Consider the following 18,614-nt stretch of genomic DNA (forward strand, 5'->3'; position numbering starts at 1 on the left):
CTGGTGGTCGCGGCCGGACACAAATAAGTGGATGGGCAGAAAACGTGGCCGCCCGTGGGCAGTTCTGGTGGCCATCAGCGGGCACTTTTCGTGTCCGCCCGTGGGCAATTCCTAATGGCCGTTGACAGTCGTGGGCGGTCAGCAGGTTCCAGTTCACCGGGTGCGGCGGCTCCGCCACATCATCCGATGCGTCTTCGGTGCCGGGGTCGTCGTCCAGATCGTCGGGCTCGTCTGGTCCGGGGGTGTATTCGTCCATCGTCAGCATCCCCTTCGGTCACATGCTCACGGACGCAGGCGGCTGCGTGACGGGGCGGTGCTCGGGGGCGGTAAACGCGGCCGCGTCCCGCTCAGGCGCGGCCCGGCGGGGTGTGCGGTCGACGTCGTATCGCGTGCGGGCCATGTCGTGCCCGAGCCGGCGGGCGACGAACTCCTCACCCTCGACCGCTTGACCGTCGCGTTGGTGGGTGTATTCGCGGACGTAGCCCTCGGCGATGAACTTGTCGCCCTTCGCGAGTCGTTCGTGGCCCTGCTCTGCGGCGGCCTTGAAGGCGACCAGGTTGTGGAAGGTGGTCTCCAACTGGGTGAACGACCGGTCGTCCTCCTGCCGGTAGTGTTCCTTGCCGACCTTCATGTACAGCCTGGCATCGCCGTTCTCGGTGCAGGTGAGTTGCGGGTCGGACGCGACGAAGCCCGAGAACGATTGCTGAGTTTGGATAGCCATCGGAATCTCCTCCTGAAACGCGGCGTCCCCGGATCGGGGTCGCTGGTGTCAGGCAGGTGCACATCCCACCCCGGCAGGCGCGCCGGGTCAGGAACCAGGGCGACGCAGCAGCGCCTCGATCTCGGCCCGGTCGGCCTTCAGCTGGCCTGCGTCCGAACGTGACGGCCAGGAGCGTAGGTCGGTGACGATCGGCGGCGCGGCTCGCAGCAGGGTGACACCGGTGCCGAACGGGAGTGTCCTGATGCGGTCTGGTGGGAGGATCGCGACGCGGCGGATGGAGCGTTGGTTGGAGCGGGTGCCGTGGTCGCCGCGGGTGACGGAGTCGGTGTACTCGTCGCGTTCGCCGATGAGCGTGCTCAGGTCTTGGAGGTCGCGGGAGTTGGAGGCGCCGCCGAGGATGATCTTGACGATACTGGCGTCCCAGATTGCTCCGGCGGCGTTGTCGCTCCACTTATCCCGTGCTTGGGCCAGGGACTGGAGGACGGGCAGGGTGGTGATACCGGTACCGCCGCCCTCAGCCATCAACGTGGGCAGGCTGGGAAGTGGTGCGAGGTTGCCGATCTCGTCGAGCGCGAGCAGCAGGGGCGGGTCGAGGCGTGCGCCTGGTGAGCGGGCAGCGATACGGCGGGCAGTTTCGATGAGGTCTTCGACGAACGCCGCCACCAACGCGGAGGATGCACCGGCCCCGGCGCCGGTGGCGAGGAGATAGAGCGTGCCGCGGTCACGGATGAAGGTTTCGGGGTCGAAGCCCTCACCGGGCCCGGGCGAGACCGCGTCGAGGACGCGGGGGTCGGCCAGGGCGCTGAGGGCCAGGGCGACGCCCTGCCAGATCGAATCCCGCGTTTTGGGGTCGGCGTCGATCATTGCTCCGAGGGAGTCCGCCCACCCGGTGGCCGCCTGCGTGGTGTTGGTGAGGATCGCGACGGCTTCAGCGGCGGCGGTGGGGTCGAGGGTCCACCGGAACAGCTCTGCTGGTGGTCGGTGGTCGAGAGCCGCGGCGTGCAGGAGGGCTTGGAGGGCGGTGCGGGTTTTGCCTTCCCAGAAGCCGCCGGATTCGACCCCGCCAGCGGACAGGCCGGTCGCTGCGGAGAGGCCGGTGGCGCGGATCATCGCCGTGAGCGGGTCCTCACATCCGCGGATGGGTGACCAGCGCATTCCGGCGGGGATGCCTTCGGCGAGGCGCTGGGGGTCGAACACCGCCACCGGCCGTCCGCCACGCTGCCTCGCGCGGAGGGTGGCGGTGAGGTTGTCCGGCCGGGTGCTGGTGGTGACGACGGCGCCGGGCGCGTCGAGGATGGCCGGGATGACGATGTGCAGGCCCTTGCCGGAGCGGGGCGGGCCGATGAGCAGGATCGAGTCTTCTACCGACGCCCACACTTCGCGCCCCTTGGACGTGCCGATCCGATAGCCGACATCCGACGGTGCGGGATCGGTCAGGGATGCGCGGAGTGCCTCGGCCCGGCGGAGCAGCGCCTTCGCCGAGGCCGTCTGGGTGACTTCATGGGCCGTGGCGGTGCCGGCGAGGCGGCGTGGGTCGGTCTCGACTCGGCGGGAATGGCGGCGCAGCCGCACCCACCCCCATACTCCGGCGGTCACGAGCCCGGCCAGCATCGCCACGGTGATGATCCAGTACATGGTCGGGTTGAGCCCGTCGGCGTCGAGCGCAGCCGCGGGGTCGCCGGGGTTGAATAACACTCCGAGCCCAGCGGCGGGGCCGGCCTCGGGCTGGGGTGTGCCGGTGAGGAACGCCGCCACGGACCCCGAGGCGCGGAGGATGAGCGCGATCCCGAACATCCCGACCAGAGCGATAAGGGCGGCGTTGGTCAGCTCGTCACCGAACGACCCACCCTGCCGCCCCGGTGGGGCGCTCACGGCAGCCGCCGCACGTGAATAGTCCCCGAGACGCGTCCGAACAGCACGACCTCGCTGGCAACATCGGATGGCAGCGACCGGAGTTGACCCCGGTCCAGGAGGGCGCGGGCATGACCGGTGCTGATGGCATCGGCGTGGGCGATGATGACCGCGACGGCGACGTCTTCGCCGGGTACGAACCCGTCGCCGGTCACTTCGACGGGTTCCGGCCGCCGCTTGCTGCTGCCTTTGACCTGCCTGCCTCGTTCGGCCTCGGTCTCCGCCTCGGTTTCTGGTGGCTTGGGCGCGGTGCGGCGGCGGGTGCGGATGACGTCGGTGAACACGGTGCCGTCGCTCTCGTGCACCTCGATGCGCACCGTGCTGGTCCGGTCCCGGGTGAGGGCGTCCATGAGGGGCCCGAAGGTGCTGCGCGTCCACGCATCGCCGTCTGGTGGTGGGACGTCGGTGCCGTCGACGGTGACGTCCAGGACGCCGGTCTCGGTGACGGTGATGACCGCGTGCGGCAGCACAACCGGCGTCTCTTCCGGTACCGGTCCGGTGGTGTGGCGTGGGGGTTTACGGGTCATCACTTCACCCCCGAGGTGAGCCGCGAGCTGGTGTCGAACAGCTCCAGCTCGGCGGGATGGAGCTGGTGCTGGGTGACGAAAGCCCGGTCCTTGATCCGCCACAGCCCCTGCCCGACGCCCAACGATGGGAGCAGTTTCTGTTCGGTGCCGGTCAGCCCGAGCGCCTGGGCAGTGGGGCCGAGCTGGTCGGATTCCTGCCGGTAGACGATCCGGGTCTCGGCATTGGCCAGCAGACTGTTCGCCAGGGAGCGCATGGCCGAGCCCGCGTCGCCGACGTTGTCCAGGTCGGAGAGTTTGTGGAAGATCAGCATGTTCGCGATCCCGTAATGCCGCGCAAGGCGCCAGTGCGCGTCCATCCGCTTCAACAACGCTGGGTGGGACATCAGGCGCCACGCTTCGTCGTAGATCACCCACCGCTGCCCACCGTTGGGGTCCAGCAGTGCGGACTCCATCCACGCCGACGAGCACGTCATCAACACCGAAATGAGTGTGGAGTTCTCGGTGACCCGGGATAGGTCGAGACTGATCATCGGCAGCGACGGGTCGAACCGGACCGTGCTGGGACCGTCGAACAGGCCGGCGAGGTCACCGGCGACCAGGCGGCGCAGGGCATGGCCGACGAGCCGCCCGTCCTCGGCCAACCTGCCGTCGGCGGCCTCGTCCGGGGTGAGGATGCGGTCGACGACCATCGGCAGGATCGGCACAGTGTTCTCCGCGACGACTGCGGTCAGGGCAAGGTCGATCGCGGTGTGCTCCAACGGCGTTAACCCGCGGGCCAGGACAGTCTCAGCAAGAGCGCCGATGAGATCGCGGCGGCGGGAGGCGACCGTGATGGCCCACTCGTGATCCGACAGCCCGGAGGGCCGGAGTCCTTCATCAAGGGGGTTCAGTCTCGTGCTGAGTCCGTGGCCCAGGACGATTGCCTTCCCGCCGACCGCGTTCGCGACGGCGGTGTGCTCGCCCTTCGGATCACCCGGGACATAGACGCGCCGCCCGAACGGCAGCGACCGCGTGTAGAGCGACTTCGCTAGCGAGGACTTGCCCGATCCCACGATGCCGGCGAGGACGACGTTGGGGGCGGTGATGATCCCGCGGGCGTAGAGCACCCAGGGGTCGTAGACGAACGAGCCGCCGGAGTAGAGGTCTTGGCCGACGAACACCCCCTCGGAGCCGAGACCGCCTTCAGCGACGAACGGATAGGCACCCGCCAGCGTCGCGGAAGTGTCCTGGTGGCGCGGGAGGCGGAACCCGCCCGGGGTGCGCAGAGCTGTAGGACCGGACTCACCGGCGGCGGGTAGGTAAGTGGTGGCTCTACGGTCGGCCCGTTCGGCCTCGGCTTTCGCCCTGGCCGCGGCCTGCTCGGCGCGGCGCTGCTCGACTTGGAGGCGTGCGGCGGCCTGTTTGCGTTGCTTGCGGAGCCGGCGACGGTCGGCGGTCGGGGCGACCAGGACCGAGGTGTGCAGGCGTTCGGGCTCGCGCGCGCTCACAGCGACAACCCCCGCCCCGTCGACTCTGAGGAGCGGGTCGGCTCCGCGAACCAGTCCGGCTCCGCTCCCACCGACCCGTGCTGCGTCCGCGCGGATGCGGGCGTCACTTCGGTCTGGGGCGTGCTCGGATCGAGTGGCCCGACGCCGCTGGTGGCCTCACGCGATGTCACCACGTCGGTCCCGTCGATGGTCGGGTCGGGTGTGGCGGCGGGGTGTGCCCGGAGGAGATTGACGTGCCCCATGAACGGGTTGTACGTGAGGGTGTAGTCACCGTCCGTGGCGACCCGGTCGAGTTGTCCGGTGGGTGGTTCCTCGTAGACGTACCCGTTCTCCAGTGCCGCGTCGGTTGTCTCCTCCCCGTAGTCCCAGTTCCTCAGGTGCGTGATCGCCGCGTCGGGGCCGTCCCGGTTGATGAGGTCGAGCACCTCGTCAGCTTCTGAGCCTTGGAGGAAGACGACGCTGAGCCACCGCCGCGGTGCTTCCGTGGACACTGCCTCCCGGTCGAGTTCCTGGGCGGGGGCGTGCCAGGCGATGCGTCCCGAATGGGTCATCGCGGCATTGACGCGCTCCTCGACACTATCGAGGAGCGTTCCGGCGTGGTGCAGGTCGTCTGCCGCGGCGAGGGCTTCGGAGGCACCGATCGCTTGGTCACCGTCATCGTCGTGAGCGCGGCCGCGATGAACGAGATGCGCGGAGCCGAGCTGATCGAGCACCTGGCGCAGCGATCGGACGCCCGAGAGGAGGTCACCGAGCACGCTGTAGGTGTCGGCGGGGTTGTCGAAGACGCGGCTGGCGTGCGCGAGCCCGCGCAGCGCGTCAGATGCCTCGGCGGCATCGGCGAGTGGGTTGTGGAATGTGGGCATCGTGTGGCCTCCCTGAGACGTGGTGTGTCAGGCAGGTGCACTCGCAAGCCCTGCGCGCCTCACGTCGGAGGGAGGCGACCAGACGTGGTGGGTATCCGTGTCACAGTTCAACGCCGGCCGTGCGTGTGTCCGAAGTCCTCGCACACGTGGCCAGTGCGGGACTCTCGACTCTCATGCGAGCAGTTGGTGGTGGGCGAGTTCGCGGTAGAGGGCCGAGGTCTCCAATAGCTCGGCGTGCGTGCCAGTGGCAGTGAGCCGGCCACGGTCCAAGACCACGATCTGGTCGGCGGCCGCGACGGTGGCCAGGCGGTGAGCGACGATGAGCACCGTGCGGCCGGTCGATGCCGAGCGGATCGCTTGGTGCAGGGCCTGCTCGTTGCGGGAGTCGAGGCTCGCGGTGGGCTCATCGAGCAGGAGCAGCGGGGCGTCTACGAGCAAGGCGCGGGCGATGGCCAGGCGCTGGCGTTCTCCGCCGGACAGGCCGGCACCGTCGTCGCCCACAGTGGCATCCAGCCCATCGGGATGGGCGGCGATGCGCTCCAGGAGGTTGACGGCGGCGAGCACGGTGCGGCATTGGTCGTCGTCGGCGGTGGGGTTGGCGAGAACAAGGTTCTCGCGGATCGTGCCGGCCAGCACCGGCGCGTCTTGCTCGACGTAACCGATCTGGGCGCGCAGCACCGCCCTCGGCATGACCCGGATATCGGTGCCATCCAGGCGGATTGCGCCGCGGTCGGGGTCGTAGAACCGCTCGACCAGGGCAAGCAGGGTCGACTTGCCCGCCCCGGACGGACCCACGATCGCGGTGGTGGACCCGCGAGGTGCCGTGAGGGTGACATCGGTCAAGACGCGGTGGCCGGGCCGGAAGGCGAAAGTGACGTGGTCGAAGACGACTTCGGCGCCCTCCGCGGGTGGTGGGGGTTCTTCCGAGGAGGTCCCGGCGCGCCCTGGCACACCCGCGATGACAGGCGGGTCGCCGTCATCCTCCCGCGGTAGGTCGAGGACCTCGTGGATACGGGCCAAGGCACCAAGAGCGGAACGCACGGTGGTGATCGCGGAAAAGAACTGTCCGAGCGGCATGATCATCATGAACAGGAAGAGGATGAAGGTCACCAGGTCGGCCACGGTGAGGGCACCGGCCGCTACCCGGTAGCCCCCGACCCCGAGCACGGCGAGGAATGATCCCTGGACGGCGAGGCCGCTGATGGGCCAGAGCACGGCTTCAACGCCGGCCACACGCACGCCGTAGCCGTAGGCGGCGGACGCCTCATCGTTGAGTCGGGCGATCTCGCGGTCGGTGGCGCCGCTGGCCCGGATGGTGCGGATCGCCGAGACCGCCCGTTCCACGCCCGCGCCGAGCCGCCCCAGTGCCTCCTGGGCCGATTGGGTGAGGGTCTGAATCTGGGCCGAGGCCAGCACGACGCTGACCATGGCCACTGCGACGACGGCCAGGGTGATCCCGAGCAGGACCGCATCGAGCAGCAGCATGGCAATGAGCGAGCCGGCGAAGACCAGGGCGCCACCGAGAGCGTCGACCAGCCCCCCGGTCAGGGCGGCGCGCACCATGGTGGTGTCCGACCCGACCCGGGAGACGAGGTCACCGGCGCGGCGAGTGTCATAGACCCGCACCGGGAGGTGGAGCAGGGCGGCGATCAGTCGGCGCCGCGCGGTCAGCACGACGCCTTCGGCGGTGCGCTCCAGCAAGAACTGCTGCACCGCACCGACCACCCCGGCACCGACCACCAGGACGATGAGCACCCAGATCAGCTGGGCCAGCGGTCGGCCGGTCCCCACCGAGTCGATGAGCCGATTGACCAGCAACGGTTGGGCCAGGTTCAGCCCCGCGCCCAGGATCGACAAAGCGACCACGATGACGAGTGCGCCACGGTGCTCGCGCAGGTAGCCCAGTAGGGCGCGCGACGGTGCCGGGGCGAGCGTCGGGGCGCCTGCCCGTCCCTCCATCACTACTTGTGATCCATCGCGTCGGCGCAGGCGAGCGCGAGGTTTTGTGCACGGACGAGCAGGCCAAGTCCGTTCGACAGACGGATCAGCGGAATCAGTGCGGCGCCGAGCAAGCCGAGGGGACGAACAGCGCGGGTCAGCGTAAGTATTGTGCCACCGTCGACGGCGACAAATCGCAGCTCGTACCAGCCCAACGGCTGGTCGTCCCAGCGAACGTGTCCGTCCTCGTCGGCTGTGGGGGTGAGCCGGAGAGTACGGGTGCGACCGCGCTTCGTCACGTCCACGACTAGCGTGCCGTCGTTTTGCCGCGTCGTGCCGGGAACCATCAACCATTGCGGGGCCACCGTGCTGTCGGTGGCGACTGAACGCACGAGTCCCCGCTCGGCGGGAATGAAGTGCGTCAGCTGCACGGCTGCCATGCGTGTTTCTGCCTGCGATTCGACGGTCTGAGCACGCTGCGGGACGACCGGTGACCAATCTGCGTGGCCACCAACCACCTCGCTGGTCATGGTTTCCAGATCAGCGCCACCGCGTTCGATGAGGTCGCGGATCGTTCCGGATGGCTCTGCGAGCAAGGCATGCAGCAGATCGCGTTCTGTCGCGCGGACACCGAGGCGGTCAATGAGTCGATCAGCCCTTTCGTTCATCGGCACTTCCCCAACATCCCCGCGGTTCAGCTCGTTCAATGGTCGCGGTGCCGGTGCGGGGAGTGCGCGGACGTCCACGCCGAGAAGAGCGACCGCATCAGCATGGACCGCACCGGCGGCGGAGCGCGCAGAGATCAGATCGATGCCGTGGCGGGTGAGTAACTGGGCCGCCTGCCCGCCAGCAGCGATCAGGCCGATCAGAAGGTGATCGAGGTCGATGTAAGGCTCCCGCGCACGGGCGGCCTCGCGCCAGGCGGCGGTCAGGTAGATCGGCATCGTGCGTGCGCTCATCGAGCTCCTCCGTGCTTGGGCGCCAGACCGGGCCGGACCCGGTTGCGGTACTTCTTGTGAACGGCCTGACGGGACACGCCCAGACAATCGGCGATATCGGTCCAGCCCAGACCGGCGGCCAAAGCGGCTTCGACCTGGCGTAGCTCCAGCGTGTCCACCAAGCGACGCAATGCTGCGATCGCTCGCAGTCCCACGCGAGGGTCGGACACGTCAGCCGCCCGAACTGTGAGGTCCATGATCTCCATACAAAGCAACCTACGTTGACATGGCCTCCAAGTCAACATAAGTTGCGTTGCCCGTCGGGACAACGCGTCTAGCCGGGCGCCCACGATGCCGAGGAACGGTGAAGTCAGAGAAGAGCGACTCGATCCCGCACGGGTACGGGCCGAGCACACGAAGCGGAGACGGCGGGCGATCAAAGAGTCTGTGTGCACCAACCCGAATGCCCACGTCACGTACGCAGCCGGCTTCGGGATTGGTACTGGCTCTCCGTTTGACGGGTCAGACTCGGCGACACAGCGGCAGCGCAGCGGCGGTGAACGCGGCGGCCTGCTGTCCCACGAGTAGCCGGGTCTCGCAGGAGGCTTGGATCGCGGCCTGCTCAATCGCGGCCACACCGGCCTCCAGCTCTTCGACGGTGGGTGCGGAGACGCTGATGAGGCCGGTGAACCGCAGCACGCCGTGGCCGGCGGTCAGGTCGGCTTCCTGCTGGAGGACGTCGTGGTACTCGGCGGTCTGGGTGGCGTCTTCGATCTGCCCGATCTTCGCCCGCTGGGCGGCGTCGGAGATGTGCTCGACCTTCTTCTTGCGGATGTCGCGGGCGGCCTGGTCCGAACGCATCGGAGTGCACAGCAGCGAGAAGCTGCGTTGGATGCCGGTGGACAGCAGCACCGGAGACAGGAAGCCCGGGTAGACCATCGAGCGCGGCCACTCCGAGACCCACAGCACTGCGTGGTGTGCGGAGTCGGTGCGCAACCGGGTCCAGGACTCGTTGACGGCCACGGGGCCAGCGGTGGCGAGGTGCTGGCCGAGTTCGCCGTGGCGTTCCAGGGTCGCGGCGATCGCCGGGTCATATGCGCTGCGCAGGATCACCGCGATCTGTCCCGGGCTCAGCCACCCGGAGGGCTTCAGGTCCGCTGAGCGCAGCGCCGCGACCAGGGTCGACATCTCCTGGCGCAGGACGGCCGCGGCCCCGCGGATGCCTCCGCCGGCGGTCCTGATCTGCCGGGCCGCGGTCTTCATATCCAGCGAGAGGGACAAAGTGGTCGCGTGCCGTTCCCCGGCCGGCCCGGCACGCTCGATCAGTTCCGCGTACGTGGTCGCGGCCCAGGTGTCGTCGGCGGTGCCGTGGGAGGCCCACCATTCAGCCAATCCGGTGCCGGAGTCCGGCAAAGTGCGTTCGAGGACTTGGAGGGTGGCGATCCGTCCGGAGCGGCACACCGTGGCCAAGACGCGACCCCAGGAGGTAACGCGGCGTTCCTGCTCGCCCGGGTCCAGGAGCACGAACGCTGGATGGGTCACCTCGCAGACCACGGTGAGGGTCGCGGCGTGGGGGTCATGGATCATCCCGGCCCCGGTGTCGGGGTCGGTGTACTCGCGCATGCGTGCCATGTCCCCGGGCAGCGCGAGCGTCCCGACCGGCCGCGGTGCCACGATGCGGCGCCGATAGAGGAGTTGGCCTGCGGTGGTGCGCCAGAGCCACCAGGATGCGACCGGCAGCCACTCCACGGCTGGGCGTCCGGCGACGGGTATCCACGTCAGCGCCGCGGCGAGCACCCACACCGGAGCCGTGTAAGCCAGCAGGATGCCACCGCCGGCATACAGGCCGCCGACGACGGCAAGGACGCCGGTGGCGAGGGTGATGAGCTGGGCCAGGGACAGGCCAAGGAGGATACCGCGGCGGGTGAGGCGGGAGAACTTGACCGGCACCAGCTCCGTGGAGGACTCCTTCTGCTTCGTCGTCATGGCCGTCTCAGTCCTTCCCGGTCGGCTTCGGTGCCGGCGGCGGCGGGGCCGGCTTCGGCGCAGGCGGCGTCGGTTGCGAGGGACCCGCCGACGGTGTCTTCGGCTCGGCAGGAGGCGGAGCCTTCGTGGTCGGTGTAGACGACGTCGAGGACGCCGCAGGAGAGGGTGTGGCGCCGGTCTGCCCGGCACTGTCGGCGGCGGCCTCGCCCTGGTTGCCAAGAGCCGTGCCGGCCTTCGGACCGGCAGTCGCAGCACCCTTGGCGACCTTCGCCGCGATCACCGCAGCCGCGGCCGGACCAGCCGCCGCAGCACCCGCACCCACCGCACCTGCCCCGGCACCACCACTTGCTCCTGCTCCTGCTCCTGCGCCGGAGGACCCACCCGCGGTGCCAGCGCCTCCAGCAGCACTCGCCCCACCCCCGGATGCCTGGGGCGCGGAGGTCTTGGCCGGAGGCGGCGTCTTCCCACCGCTCCCACCGCTGTCGCCGCTGTTGCCTCCGTCGAGGACCTTCTTGGGGCCGTCGCCGGCTGGTTTCGTCGGGGTGGGGACGGGGCGGTTGAGGGCCTGTTTGGCGTCTTGTTCTGAGCCGATCGCGTGGTACATGTCGAATCCGATGAAGCTGATGAACTTGTAGGTCAGGTAGGGGGCGAATGCGGCCATCGCCATCAGCACGATTCCGGCCAGCGGGTCGCTGATCGAGGACAGGTCCGCATCGATCGGTGCCGATACCTGGGTGATGGCGACCAGGAACATCACGACCAGGACGAGCTTGGAGCAGATCAGCGCGATGACGAACATCGCCCACTTGCCGATCCATCCTCTGCTGGCGTCCCAGGAGGCGCCGGAGAACGCCAGGGGTGCGAACACGATCGCCACCAGCAACAGCGCCTTCCGCACGAGCAGCGACAGCCACACGGTCGCGGCGGCGGCGATCGCCAGGCCGGCGAGGAAGATCGTGATGATCGCCCCCACCCCGGGGGCGGCGATGTTGATCCCCACCAGCCCCGCCGCGAGGAGGGTGATCTTGTCGCCCATCGACTCGGTGGTCTCACCGGCGGCCTGGATGATCCCGACACAGAGCTGGTCGACGATCTCCAGCAGCAACGCCGTCAGCGTGATCACCACGAACGAGCCGAGCACAGACTTCGCCAACCCGAGGGCTGCCCGAGCCAGGGCAGTGGGATCGCGGCGGATCAGACCGGTGAGCAGCTGGAGACAGAAGAAGATCAGCATCACGAACACTGCGATGCCGAACAGCAGGTTATAGACCGCCACATATTCGGGTCGGGTGACATCGACGAGCGTGGTGGTGTCGAACACGGACCACACGGCCTCGAACAACCAGCCAGCGGCGGCACCCATCGCTTGGGCGAGCCAGTCGAACGGTGCCGCCACCAGACTGGCGGCGGCTTCGCCGGCGGTGTCGCACACGGCCGAGATGACGGGGATATCGCATACACCCACCGCAATCACTCCTTTAAGGATCGAGTCAGCGGTTGGTGTCAGACCTGCTGGCCGACGTCCCAGAAGAAGTTGATCAACGTCACGCTGGCGCCACAGATCACCGCGGCCCCGCAGCTCACGAGGACGCCCATCTTTCCCCGGCCCGCGAGGTGTGGATTAGAGGAGTTCGCGCCGAAACCCCACACGATCGCCGAGATGATCAGCGCGAGCACCGACAAGATGAGGCCGACGGTCATCACCGCGCCGACGATGGTGCGCAGCTGGGCGATGCCGGGCAGACCGGAATCGTTGGGGGTGATGTCGACATCCATTGGCATAAGCGCAGGCAGAGCGGTGATGAGATCGAACACGGTGAGTCTCCTGACGAACGGAACCCGCCCTTTCGGGGCGGGTACACGGATGGGTTCGCAGATCAGGTGCGCGACAATCCCCAAGGCCGTCCGAGGCGGCAGTTTCGAGCCTGGGCAGGGATCAGAGTTGCTGGCCGAGGTCGATGAGCCAGTTCATCCACGCCACTCCGGCACCAGCCAGGACCGCGGTGCCGAGGGCGACGAGGACACCGGTGCGGCCCTTCCCAGCCGCGCTGTAGTTGCCGTTCGCAGCTGCGATGGCCCAGATGACGGCTGAAACGATCAGCATCAGGACGCTAGTGATGAGCACGAACGTCAGCAGCGCGCCGATCACCGCGCGCAGGTCACCGATCCCACCGATCCCGTCGAAGTCTGGAAACACATCCATGCCGCTCATGCCTTCGGGCGGCGGCGTCGCATATTCGACGTGCCGGAATAGATGGTGCGAGAGCGGGATTGCCATGCCGTGAAGGTGCGCTGAGGCCGCCCGGCTGCCCGCTGTCGATCAATGCGACGTGGTTCACCCGGCATTGGGAAGACCCGAGGCCGGGCTTGTCAACGCTCTCGGACCTTCGTGCGTGTGGTGTCTAGTCGTGTGCTCCGTTGTCGGCACCTTCGCATCACTGTTCTTGGACGTGCTTCTCACGCGCAGCCCGATCTGCAATAATCTGCGTATGGATGCAGATAAGCAGGTGTGTGGGGTGGACCCGGACAGTCAGTTCGTGGAGCTCGCGGTCGAGGTGTTCGGGCTGCTCGCGGACGCGACGCGGGTGCGGATCATTCTGGCGCTGCGCCGCAGCGAGGAGCTGTCGGTGAATCACCTCGCCGACATTGTGTACAAGTCCCCGGCGGCGGTGTCGCAGCATCTGGCGAAGCTTCGCATGGCACGGATCGTCGCTGCCCGGCAGGAGGGTCAGCGGGTGTTTTACCGGCTGGAGAACGAGCACGCCTCGCAACTCGTGACCGATGCGATCTTCCAGGCCGAACACTCCCTCGATGACCGTCCGCGTCACCACCACTCCGAAAGAGCGGAAGCATGACCGATCACAGCCACTCGCATTCGCACGCCGCCGATCACGAGCACGAGCACTCGCACCCGACCGGGTTCAAAGGATTCCTTTACGGAATCTTCGTGCCGCACTCCCACGACGCGGCGGACTCGATCGACGACGCGATGGAGGCGAACTCTGCGGGCATCCGGGCGCTGAAGATCAGCCTCGTTCTCATGCTCGCCACGACCGTGGCTCAGGCGGTGGTCGTCGCGTTCTCCGGCTCGGTCGCACTCCTCGCCGACACGATCCACAACTTTTCCGACGCGCTCACCGCGGTACCGCTGTGGATCGCGTTCGTTCTCTCCCGCCGCGCAGCGACCCGCCGCTACACCTACGGCTTCAATCGGGCCGAAGACCTCGCCGGGCTGTTCATCGTGCTCATGATCGCGCTGTCCGCGGTCATCGCCGCGTGGGAGGCGATCGACCGGATGATCAACCCGCGCTCGATGGAGAACGTTGGCTGGGTGATCGCCGCCGGCATCATCGGCTTCCTCGGCAACGAGGCCGTCGCCGTCTACCGCATCCGCGTCGGCCGGAAGATCGGCTCCGCCGCGCTCGTCGCCGACGGCGTGCACGCCCGCACCGACGGCTTCACGTCCCTGGCCGTCGTTGCCGGCGCCATCGGCGTCCTCCTCGGCTTCCCGCTCGCCGACCCCATCGTCGGCCTACTCATCTCCGTCATGATCGCGGTGCTGCTCATCGGAACGATTCGATCGGTAGGGCGTCGCCTCATGGATGGCATCGAGCCCGAGCTCGTTGACCGGGTCAAGCACGCTCTCGAACACGCCGCGGAGGTCGAGTCTGTTCAGCGGGTGCGGCTGCGCTGGGTCGGCCATCGCCTCCGCGGCGACGCCGTCGTCCGAACCGCCCAGATGGATCTGGCCCACGCCGATCTGGTTGCCGAGGAGGCCGAAGCAGCCGCGAAGCGGCACGTGCCAAAAGTGGACGAGATCACGATCCGCGTCACGGCATCCGCACCCCATCTTGAGCGGCGATGAACGCTCAAGGTACGAATCTACGGTAGATGTAATCTCGGACCTTAGGCGACGACCGTTACGTGCAGGTGGTCGATGTGTTTGGTCGTGACGTCGGTTCCCCTGGTGTAGGTCCGCCAGCCCTCGGCGTCGCGGGCCAGCGACCAGATCTTGTCCTGCCAGATCAGGTATTCCACTCCGAGAGCCTCGGCGTGGTCCTTCATCCAGTTGGTCAGTTCCCAGCCCGCTTCGAGCTGCGCGGGAGTCGGGACCGATCCGATCGCGTTGCCGAAGGTGATGTCGCATGCCCGCCCGAGGGGATGTTCCGAGACGGTGCCCGGTCGAGGTGACCAGCACGCCCAGGACGTGTCGGGGAAGGCGGCGGTGGCCTGCTGATACAGGTGCAGGGTGCGGGCGGTCATCTGCCCGTCGGAGGTGGGGTCGTCCACCATCTGGTTCGGGTCGCCCTCGAACGGCTCCGGTGCCTGGCCGGGCGTCCCGGCCCCTGGGTCGCAGCCGCCGTTGGGGGCGCCGGTCTCGGGTTCGGGCAGGTCGCCCGCATCATGGGTGTTGAGCCAGGCGGCGGGGTCGATCGCTTCGCCGTTGGTGCCGCCGGGGCGGACCTCGAAATGCAGGTGCGGACCTGTGGAGTTGCCTGAGCTGCCGACGTCGCCGATGTGCTGCCCGGCGGTCACGGTGTCGCCGGGGTTGACGTGGATGCCTTGCTCCCACATGTGTCCGTACGCGGTCGCGACGGCGACGCCGTCGAGGGTGTGCTCGATCACGATGAGCCCGCCATACCCGCCGGAGAACCCTGCGACGGTGACGGTGCCGTCCACGGCGGCGAGGACCGGAGTGCCGTCGGGGGCGGCGAAGTCGGTGCCAGTATGAAACGAGTTCTCCCCGGAGATCGGATGGACCCTCGGCCCGTATTCGCTGGTGAGCACCCAGGTGCCCTCGGGCACCGGGAACACCACCCGGGAGGACTCCGCCGCGAGCGTCTGCGCTGCTGGCACCGCGGCGCCGCCAGTTGCCGCAGCAGAGTTGGTAGCAGGGCCGGGGGTGGTGGTGAGGGTGGTCAGGATGGTTTCGGCGACGGGCTCGTAGTTGCGGTACCGGTCGGGGTAGGCGGAGACTTCCACGGCTTGAGCGGCCTCGCCCTTGTCCATCTGTTCCCAGCCGGGGATGTCCAGCAGCCCGCGCGGTGAGGGGGAGTTCGGTCCTTCGGGTCCGCCGAAAAACGCCCGCGCCTGGTAGACGGGGTCCATGAGGTCGGCGACGGTGCCCCACCCCGATTGGGGGCGCATCTGGAACAGGCCGAGCGAGTCGTTGTCGGAGCCGTCCCCGTCGTTGGGATAGTTGGCCGACTCCGGGTAGACGCTGGTGTTGGCGAGCATCCGCAGGCTCGACTCGGTGAGCGCGGCCATCAGCGCGATCACCAGCCCATCCCGGGTCACTCCCTCGATGCCGGAACCGGTCTCGATGATGGTTGCCGCATGCGTCAACTGGGTGCTGTTGAGCGTGAAGGTCTCACCGTTGGCGGTGGTCACCGTCAACGAGTCGGGGACGTCACCGACGGTGATGTTCGTGCCTGTCACGGTGCAGGTGGCCGACGCTGCCGGGTTCATCACCAGGCCGACGCCGATCAGCCCGAGTGGGGGGCCGAGCAGCACGAGTGCCAGGACGGCGATACCGAGCTTCTTCAACACGACGGCATCCCTTTCGTTCAGTGCAGAGGTTTGTCGAGCTGGGACAGCCGCAGCAGGTGGCAGGTGTCGTAGGTCGGCGCGCAGACGAGGAACACGGTGAACGTCACCGGATGCTCCGAAGTGACGGTCTCGTCGTTCCAGAGCCCTTCGCGGTGGCGGGTGCCCTCGATCGTGTACGCGATCGTGCCCTTAGCGAGCTGCCCCGGCTGGGCCTGCGCCACAGCGTCGGCCCAAGCGTCGGGGACGTAGACGTTGTCGATGGTGAGGTGCTGGGTCGTGGCGTACTGACGCAGTTCGATCCACGCCTCCCGGGTGGGGAGGTAGGTGGCGATGTCGGCGGCGAGCCCGGCCTGCTCCGCACCGGAGGGATCGCCCACCTCTAACACGACGGAGGTGTAGTCCAGGGGCATGAATCCGCTGGCGGTATCCCAGCTGAAAAGCGCCGTGACGACGTTGCCGGCGAACGTCTCGGGGTCCGCCGAAGGCCGCACGACGGGCAGGCGGGGTGGCGCGGTGGGCGCCGGATCGCTGGGCACGGTGACGACTGGCCCCGGCCCGGGGCCCTCATCGCTGCCGGGCTCGTTGCTGGTGGGTGGTCCGGTGATCAGGCCGTAGACCCCGATCCCGGTGAGCACGAGGACCGCCACGAGTGCGGTGAGCACCGCGATCATTCGGTGGTGGGAGCGAGCATCGGAAAGGTCGGGAGTCTTCATGCCCCGTAGGTGCACCGCCACACCCGAGCCAGCGAGGTGGCTACAAGGCGCGCAGGTGGCCGCGCACCGGCCCGGTGTCGGCGCTGCTCCCGCGCTCGCGCGCGGCACGCAGCTGCTCGCCGAATCGGCTGGTGCCCTCAGCAGTGGCGAGGAAGGAATTGATCTGCTCGTCGGTCAGCTCGGCGGCGAGCTGGTCGAGGTCATAGTGGGTCCACCAGTCGGCCAGCTCGCTCCAGGTGAGCACGAACGCGCGCACCGGATACCGCACCGGCTCACCCTCACCCTGACCCGCTGCGGGGGTGGGCCGTGGGGTGCGTCTCTTTGGTGTCGTGGTCTTGATGCGGGCGAGGGCGTCAGCGGCGAGCTGGTGCAGGTCCGCGTCGCGGTCACCGCGTGTCGTGTCGGCCTGTTCCCGGACCTGCCGGTAGAGGGGGTCGACGGGGTTGCCGGCCTCGATGCGTTCCAGCGCGGTCGCTGCCTGCTGGCGAAGCTCCTCGGGTTGGGCGGGGTCCTCGGCGATGTGGTGGAGGAAGCTGATCTTGTCCAGGGTCTTGTAGGACGCGCTGCCGGGGATCATCCGGGCAGCCTGCTCACTGGTCCGGCCGTGGTCGGACGGTGCGGGAAATTTTCCCGCACCGTCGTCTCCGGGTTGCTGCTGCGCGCTGAACTGGGTCGCGGCCTGCCGCCGGGCCGCGTCCTCGGCCATCACCTGTTTCAGCTCCCGATACAGGGCGGCGGCTTCGAGCTGGGTCAGGGGCTTGTGCAGGACGTTGTCGTCTTGCTCGGCCAGCAGGTGTCCGAGGCGGTCGGAGATGCCCGAGCGGACCCAGACGTTCACGGTCTTCCAACCAAGTTGCCGGATCGCCGCCAACCGTCTGGCCCCACAGACGAGCACCCCGTCCGGGGTGATGGTGATCGGTTGGAGGAGGCCGTCGCGGTCGATGGAGGCGGCGAGTGCGTCGATGTCGCCCAGCTCGGTGCGATGCCGCCTGCCCACCTGGATCGAGGCGACCGTGCGCTCCAGCTCGATGAACCCCGCCGGCGCGCTCATCACGCACCACCTTGGGCATCGTCGTGGTTCCGAGGGCGGCGTGGGGCGGCGAGGGAAACCGAAAGGACGAGGTCGTCGTCGCGCAGCAACACGGGCAGGCTTTCGCCGATCAACAGGCGCAGCAGCACACCCCTCCCGAGGCCGGTAGCGGTGTAGGCGGGGTGGGGGTTGCCCAGCAGCGCCTTCAACAGTGCTGTCCAGGACTGGCTGGGGATGTCGAGCAGGGCGCGGGCATGCTTGTCCCGTCGCAGCCCTTCGTAGGCGGCTTGGCGGGTACCGGCCTGGGTGAGCGCTCCGCAGGCGTGCTCGATCGCGGCTCGGGCCGTGTCGGCGGGCCAGTCCAGGAGCGTGAACAGCGCGATCGCGTCTTCGACTGCCGAGCCTGCTGAGGTGCTGGCTCGCTCCGATGCCGGGGTCTCGTCGTTGCCGTCTGGTGCGTCGGCGGCGGGGATGTGGAAGGCGGGGTGGTAGTCGGTCAGTGGGGTCTCGCGGTCGGAGAACCGTTCAGGGTCGTGGAAGGCAGAGATGTGGGGGCGGCGGGCTTGGTGGACCGAGCAGAGCAGTCCCTGGGCGCGTTCTTCGAAGATGCAGGTGATCCGCACCGCGTGCGTGATGACCGCCCACGGATCGTGCGCCTCGCGTGCTGCCCTGGTGCGCATCACATCGAACGCCGCCGAGGCGGCCTCCCACGGGTCCAGCCCGTGCTTGCGCGCCAACGGCGCGTACTTCTTCGCGGTGAACTGCATCAGCTCCGCCGCTTGCGCATCGTACGCCCAGGCGCGCCGCCCGCCGTGGTGGAGCCGGTGCAGCAGTGCGCGCAGACCCTCACCGGTCGTGAAGTCCGCGCGGTCAGATCCTGTGGTCGGGTCGCTGGTGGGGTGTGTGTTCTCGGTCATGGTCAGGGCACCTCCTGACAAGCAGGTGCGCAC

The 18,614-nt window shown here is 68.4% G+C and carries 18 protein-coding genes and 1 pseudogene; 2 read left to right on the forward strand and 17 right to left on the reverse strand.

Features of this window, described 5'->3' with window-relative positions:
* The 13 genes and pseudogenes from BSP239C_RS20900 to BSP239C_RS01875 form a co-directional block, all read right to left on the reverse strand.
* Positions 1 to 256, reverse strand: a pseudogene (locus tag BSP239C_RS20900) (hypothetical protein); the annotation flags it as partial.
* A gap of 18 nt (positions 257 to 274) precedes the next feature.
* Complete coding sequence (locus tag BSP239C_RS01820) at positions 275 to 721, reverse strand: single-stranded DNA-binding protein (protein WP_101569923.1); 447 nt, start codon at positions 719 to 721, stop codon at positions 275 to 277.
* An 87-nt stretch (positions 722 to 808) separates the two neighbouring features.
* Positions 809 to 2,593, reverse strand: a complete 1,785-nt coding sequence (locus BSP239C_RS01825) for a TraM recognition domain-containing protein (RefSeq protein WP_101569924.1) — start codon at positions 2,591 to 2,593, stop codon at positions 809 to 811.
* Positions 2,590 to 3,159, reverse strand: coding sequence for a hypothetical protein (locus BSP239C_RS01830; protein WP_180958886.1), 570 nt, complete (start codon positions 3,157 to 3,159; stop codon positions 2,590 to 2,592). Before BSP239C_RS01830 ends, BSP239C_RS01825 begins: the two co-directional genes overlap by 4 nt.
* Positions 3,159 to 4,646: an ATP-binding protein gene (locus BSP239C_RS01835; protein WP_101569926.1), complete on the reverse strand. Its 1,488-nt coding sequence runs from the start codon at positions 4,644 to 4,646 to the stop codon at positions 3,159 to 3,161. Before BSP239C_RS01835 ends, BSP239C_RS01830 begins: the two co-directional genes overlap by 1 nt.
* Entirely contained in the window at positions 4,643 to 5,509 is an 867-nt protein-coding gene (locus tag BSP239C_RS01840) for a hypothetical protein (protein ID WP_101569927.1), read from the reverse strand. The genes BSP239C_RS01835 and BSP239C_RS01840 overlap by 4 nt, the downstream gene beginning before the upstream one ends.
* Before the next feature lie 171 nt (positions 5,510 to 5,680).
* On the reverse strand, positions 5,681 to 7,468 hold the full coding sequence (locus tag BSP239C_RS01845) for an ABC transporter ATP-binding protein (protein ID WP_101569928.1): 1,788 nt from the start codon (positions 7,466 to 7,468) through the stop codon (positions 5,681 to 5,683).
* 2 nt (positions 7,469 to 7,470) lie between these two features.
* Positions 7,471 to 8,406, reverse strand: coding sequence for a Clp protease N-terminal domain-containing protein (locus BSP239C_RS01850; protein WP_101569929.1), 936 nt, complete (start codon positions 8,404 to 8,406; stop codon positions 7,471 to 7,473).
* Complete coding sequence (locus tag BSP239C_RS01855; RefSeq protein ID WP_101569930.1) at positions 8,403 to 8,651, reverse strand: hypothetical protein; 249 nt, start codon at positions 8,649 to 8,651, stop codon at positions 8,403 to 8,405. Before BSP239C_RS01855 ends, BSP239C_RS01850 begins: the two co-directional genes overlap by 4 nt.
* 256 nt (positions 8,652 to 8,907) lie before the next feature.
* A complete protein-coding gene (locus BSP239C_RS01860) occupies positions 8,908 to 10,371 on the reverse strand; it encodes an SCO6880 family protein (RefSeq protein WP_101569931.1) in 1,464 nt (487 codons plus the stop codon).
* Positions 10,372 to 10,378: 7 nt separating this feature from the next.
* Positions 10,379 to 11,836 (reverse strand): conjugal transfer protein TrbL, encoded by a 1,458-nt coding sequence (locus BSP239C_RS01865; protein ID WP_101569932.1) that lies wholly within the window; start codon positions 11,834 to 11,836, stop codon positions 10,379 to 10,381.
* Between the two features lie 38 nt (positions 11,837 to 11,874).
* Positions 11,875 to 12,186, reverse strand: coding sequence for a DUF6112 family protein (locus BSP239C_RS01870; RefSeq protein WP_101569933.1), 312 nt, complete (start codon positions 12,184 to 12,186; stop codon positions 11,875 to 11,877).
* A 121-nt stretch (positions 12,187 to 12,307) separates the two neighbouring features.
* Positions 12,308 to 12,574, reverse strand: coding sequence for a DUF6112 family protein (locus BSP239C_RS01875; RefSeq protein WP_101569934.1), 267 nt, complete (start codon positions 12,572 to 12,574; stop codon positions 12,308 to 12,310).
* 286 nt (positions 12,575 to 12,860) lie between these two features.
* Between BSP239C_RS01875 and BSP239C_RS01880 the strand changes: the two genes are divergently transcribed.
* Both BSP239C_RS01880 and BSP239C_RS01885 read left to right on the forward strand, forming a co-directional pair.
* Entirely contained in the window at positions 12,861 to 13,226 is a 366-nt protein-coding gene (locus tag BSP239C_RS01880; protein WP_180958887.1) for a metalloregulator ArsR/SmtB family transcription factor, read from the forward strand.
* Positions 13,223 to 14,236, forward strand: a complete 1,014-nt coding sequence (locus BSP239C_RS01885) for a cation diffusion facilitator family transporter (RefSeq protein WP_101569935.1) — start codon at positions 13,223 to 13,225, stop codon at positions 14,234 to 14,236. The genes BSP239C_RS01880 and BSP239C_RS01885 overlap by 4 nt, the downstream gene beginning before the upstream one ends.
* 41 nt (positions 14,237 to 14,277) lie before the next feature.
* Here the strand turns inward: BSP239C_RS01885 and BSP239C_RS01890 are convergent, their stop codons facing one another.
* From BSP239C_RS01890 to BSP239C_RS01905, 4 genes are read right to left on the reverse strand one after another with little or no spacing between them, the layout of a single operon-like run.
* A complete protein-coding gene (locus BSP239C_RS01890; RefSeq protein WP_101569936.1) occupies positions 14,278 to 15,921 on the reverse strand; it encodes a M23 family metallopeptidase in 1,644 nt (547 codons plus the stop codon).
* Positions 15,922 to 15,938: 17 nt separating this feature from the next.
* Complete coding sequence (locus BSP239C_RS01895; protein WP_101569937.1) at positions 15,939 to 16,634, reverse strand: hypothetical protein; 696 nt, start codon at positions 16,632 to 16,634, stop codon at positions 15,939 to 15,941.
* Between the two features lie 40 nt (positions 16,635 to 16,674).
* Positions 16,675 to 17,685 carry a ParB N-terminal domain-containing protein gene (locus tag BSP239C_RS01900; RefSeq protein ID WP_101569938.1) on the reverse strand — a complete coding sequence of 337 codons (1,011 nt, stop codon included), beginning with the start codon at positions 17,683 to 17,685 and terminating at the stop codon, positions 16,675 to 16,677.
* Positions 17,685 to 18,581 carry a hypothetical protein gene (locus tag BSP239C_RS01905; protein WP_101569939.1) on the reverse strand — a complete coding sequence of 299 codons (897 nt, stop codon included), beginning with the start codon at positions 18,579 to 18,581 and terminating at the stop codon, positions 17,685 to 17,687. The genes BSP239C_RS01900 and BSP239C_RS01905 overlap by 1 nt, the downstream gene beginning before the upstream one ends.
* Positions 18,582 to 18,614: the final 33 nt, after the last annotated feature.

The sequence above is a fragment of the Brevibacterium sp. 239c genome (assembly GCF_900169365.1).
GTDB lineage: Bacteria > Actinomycetota > Actinomycetes > Actinomycetales > Brevibacteriaceae > Brevibacterium.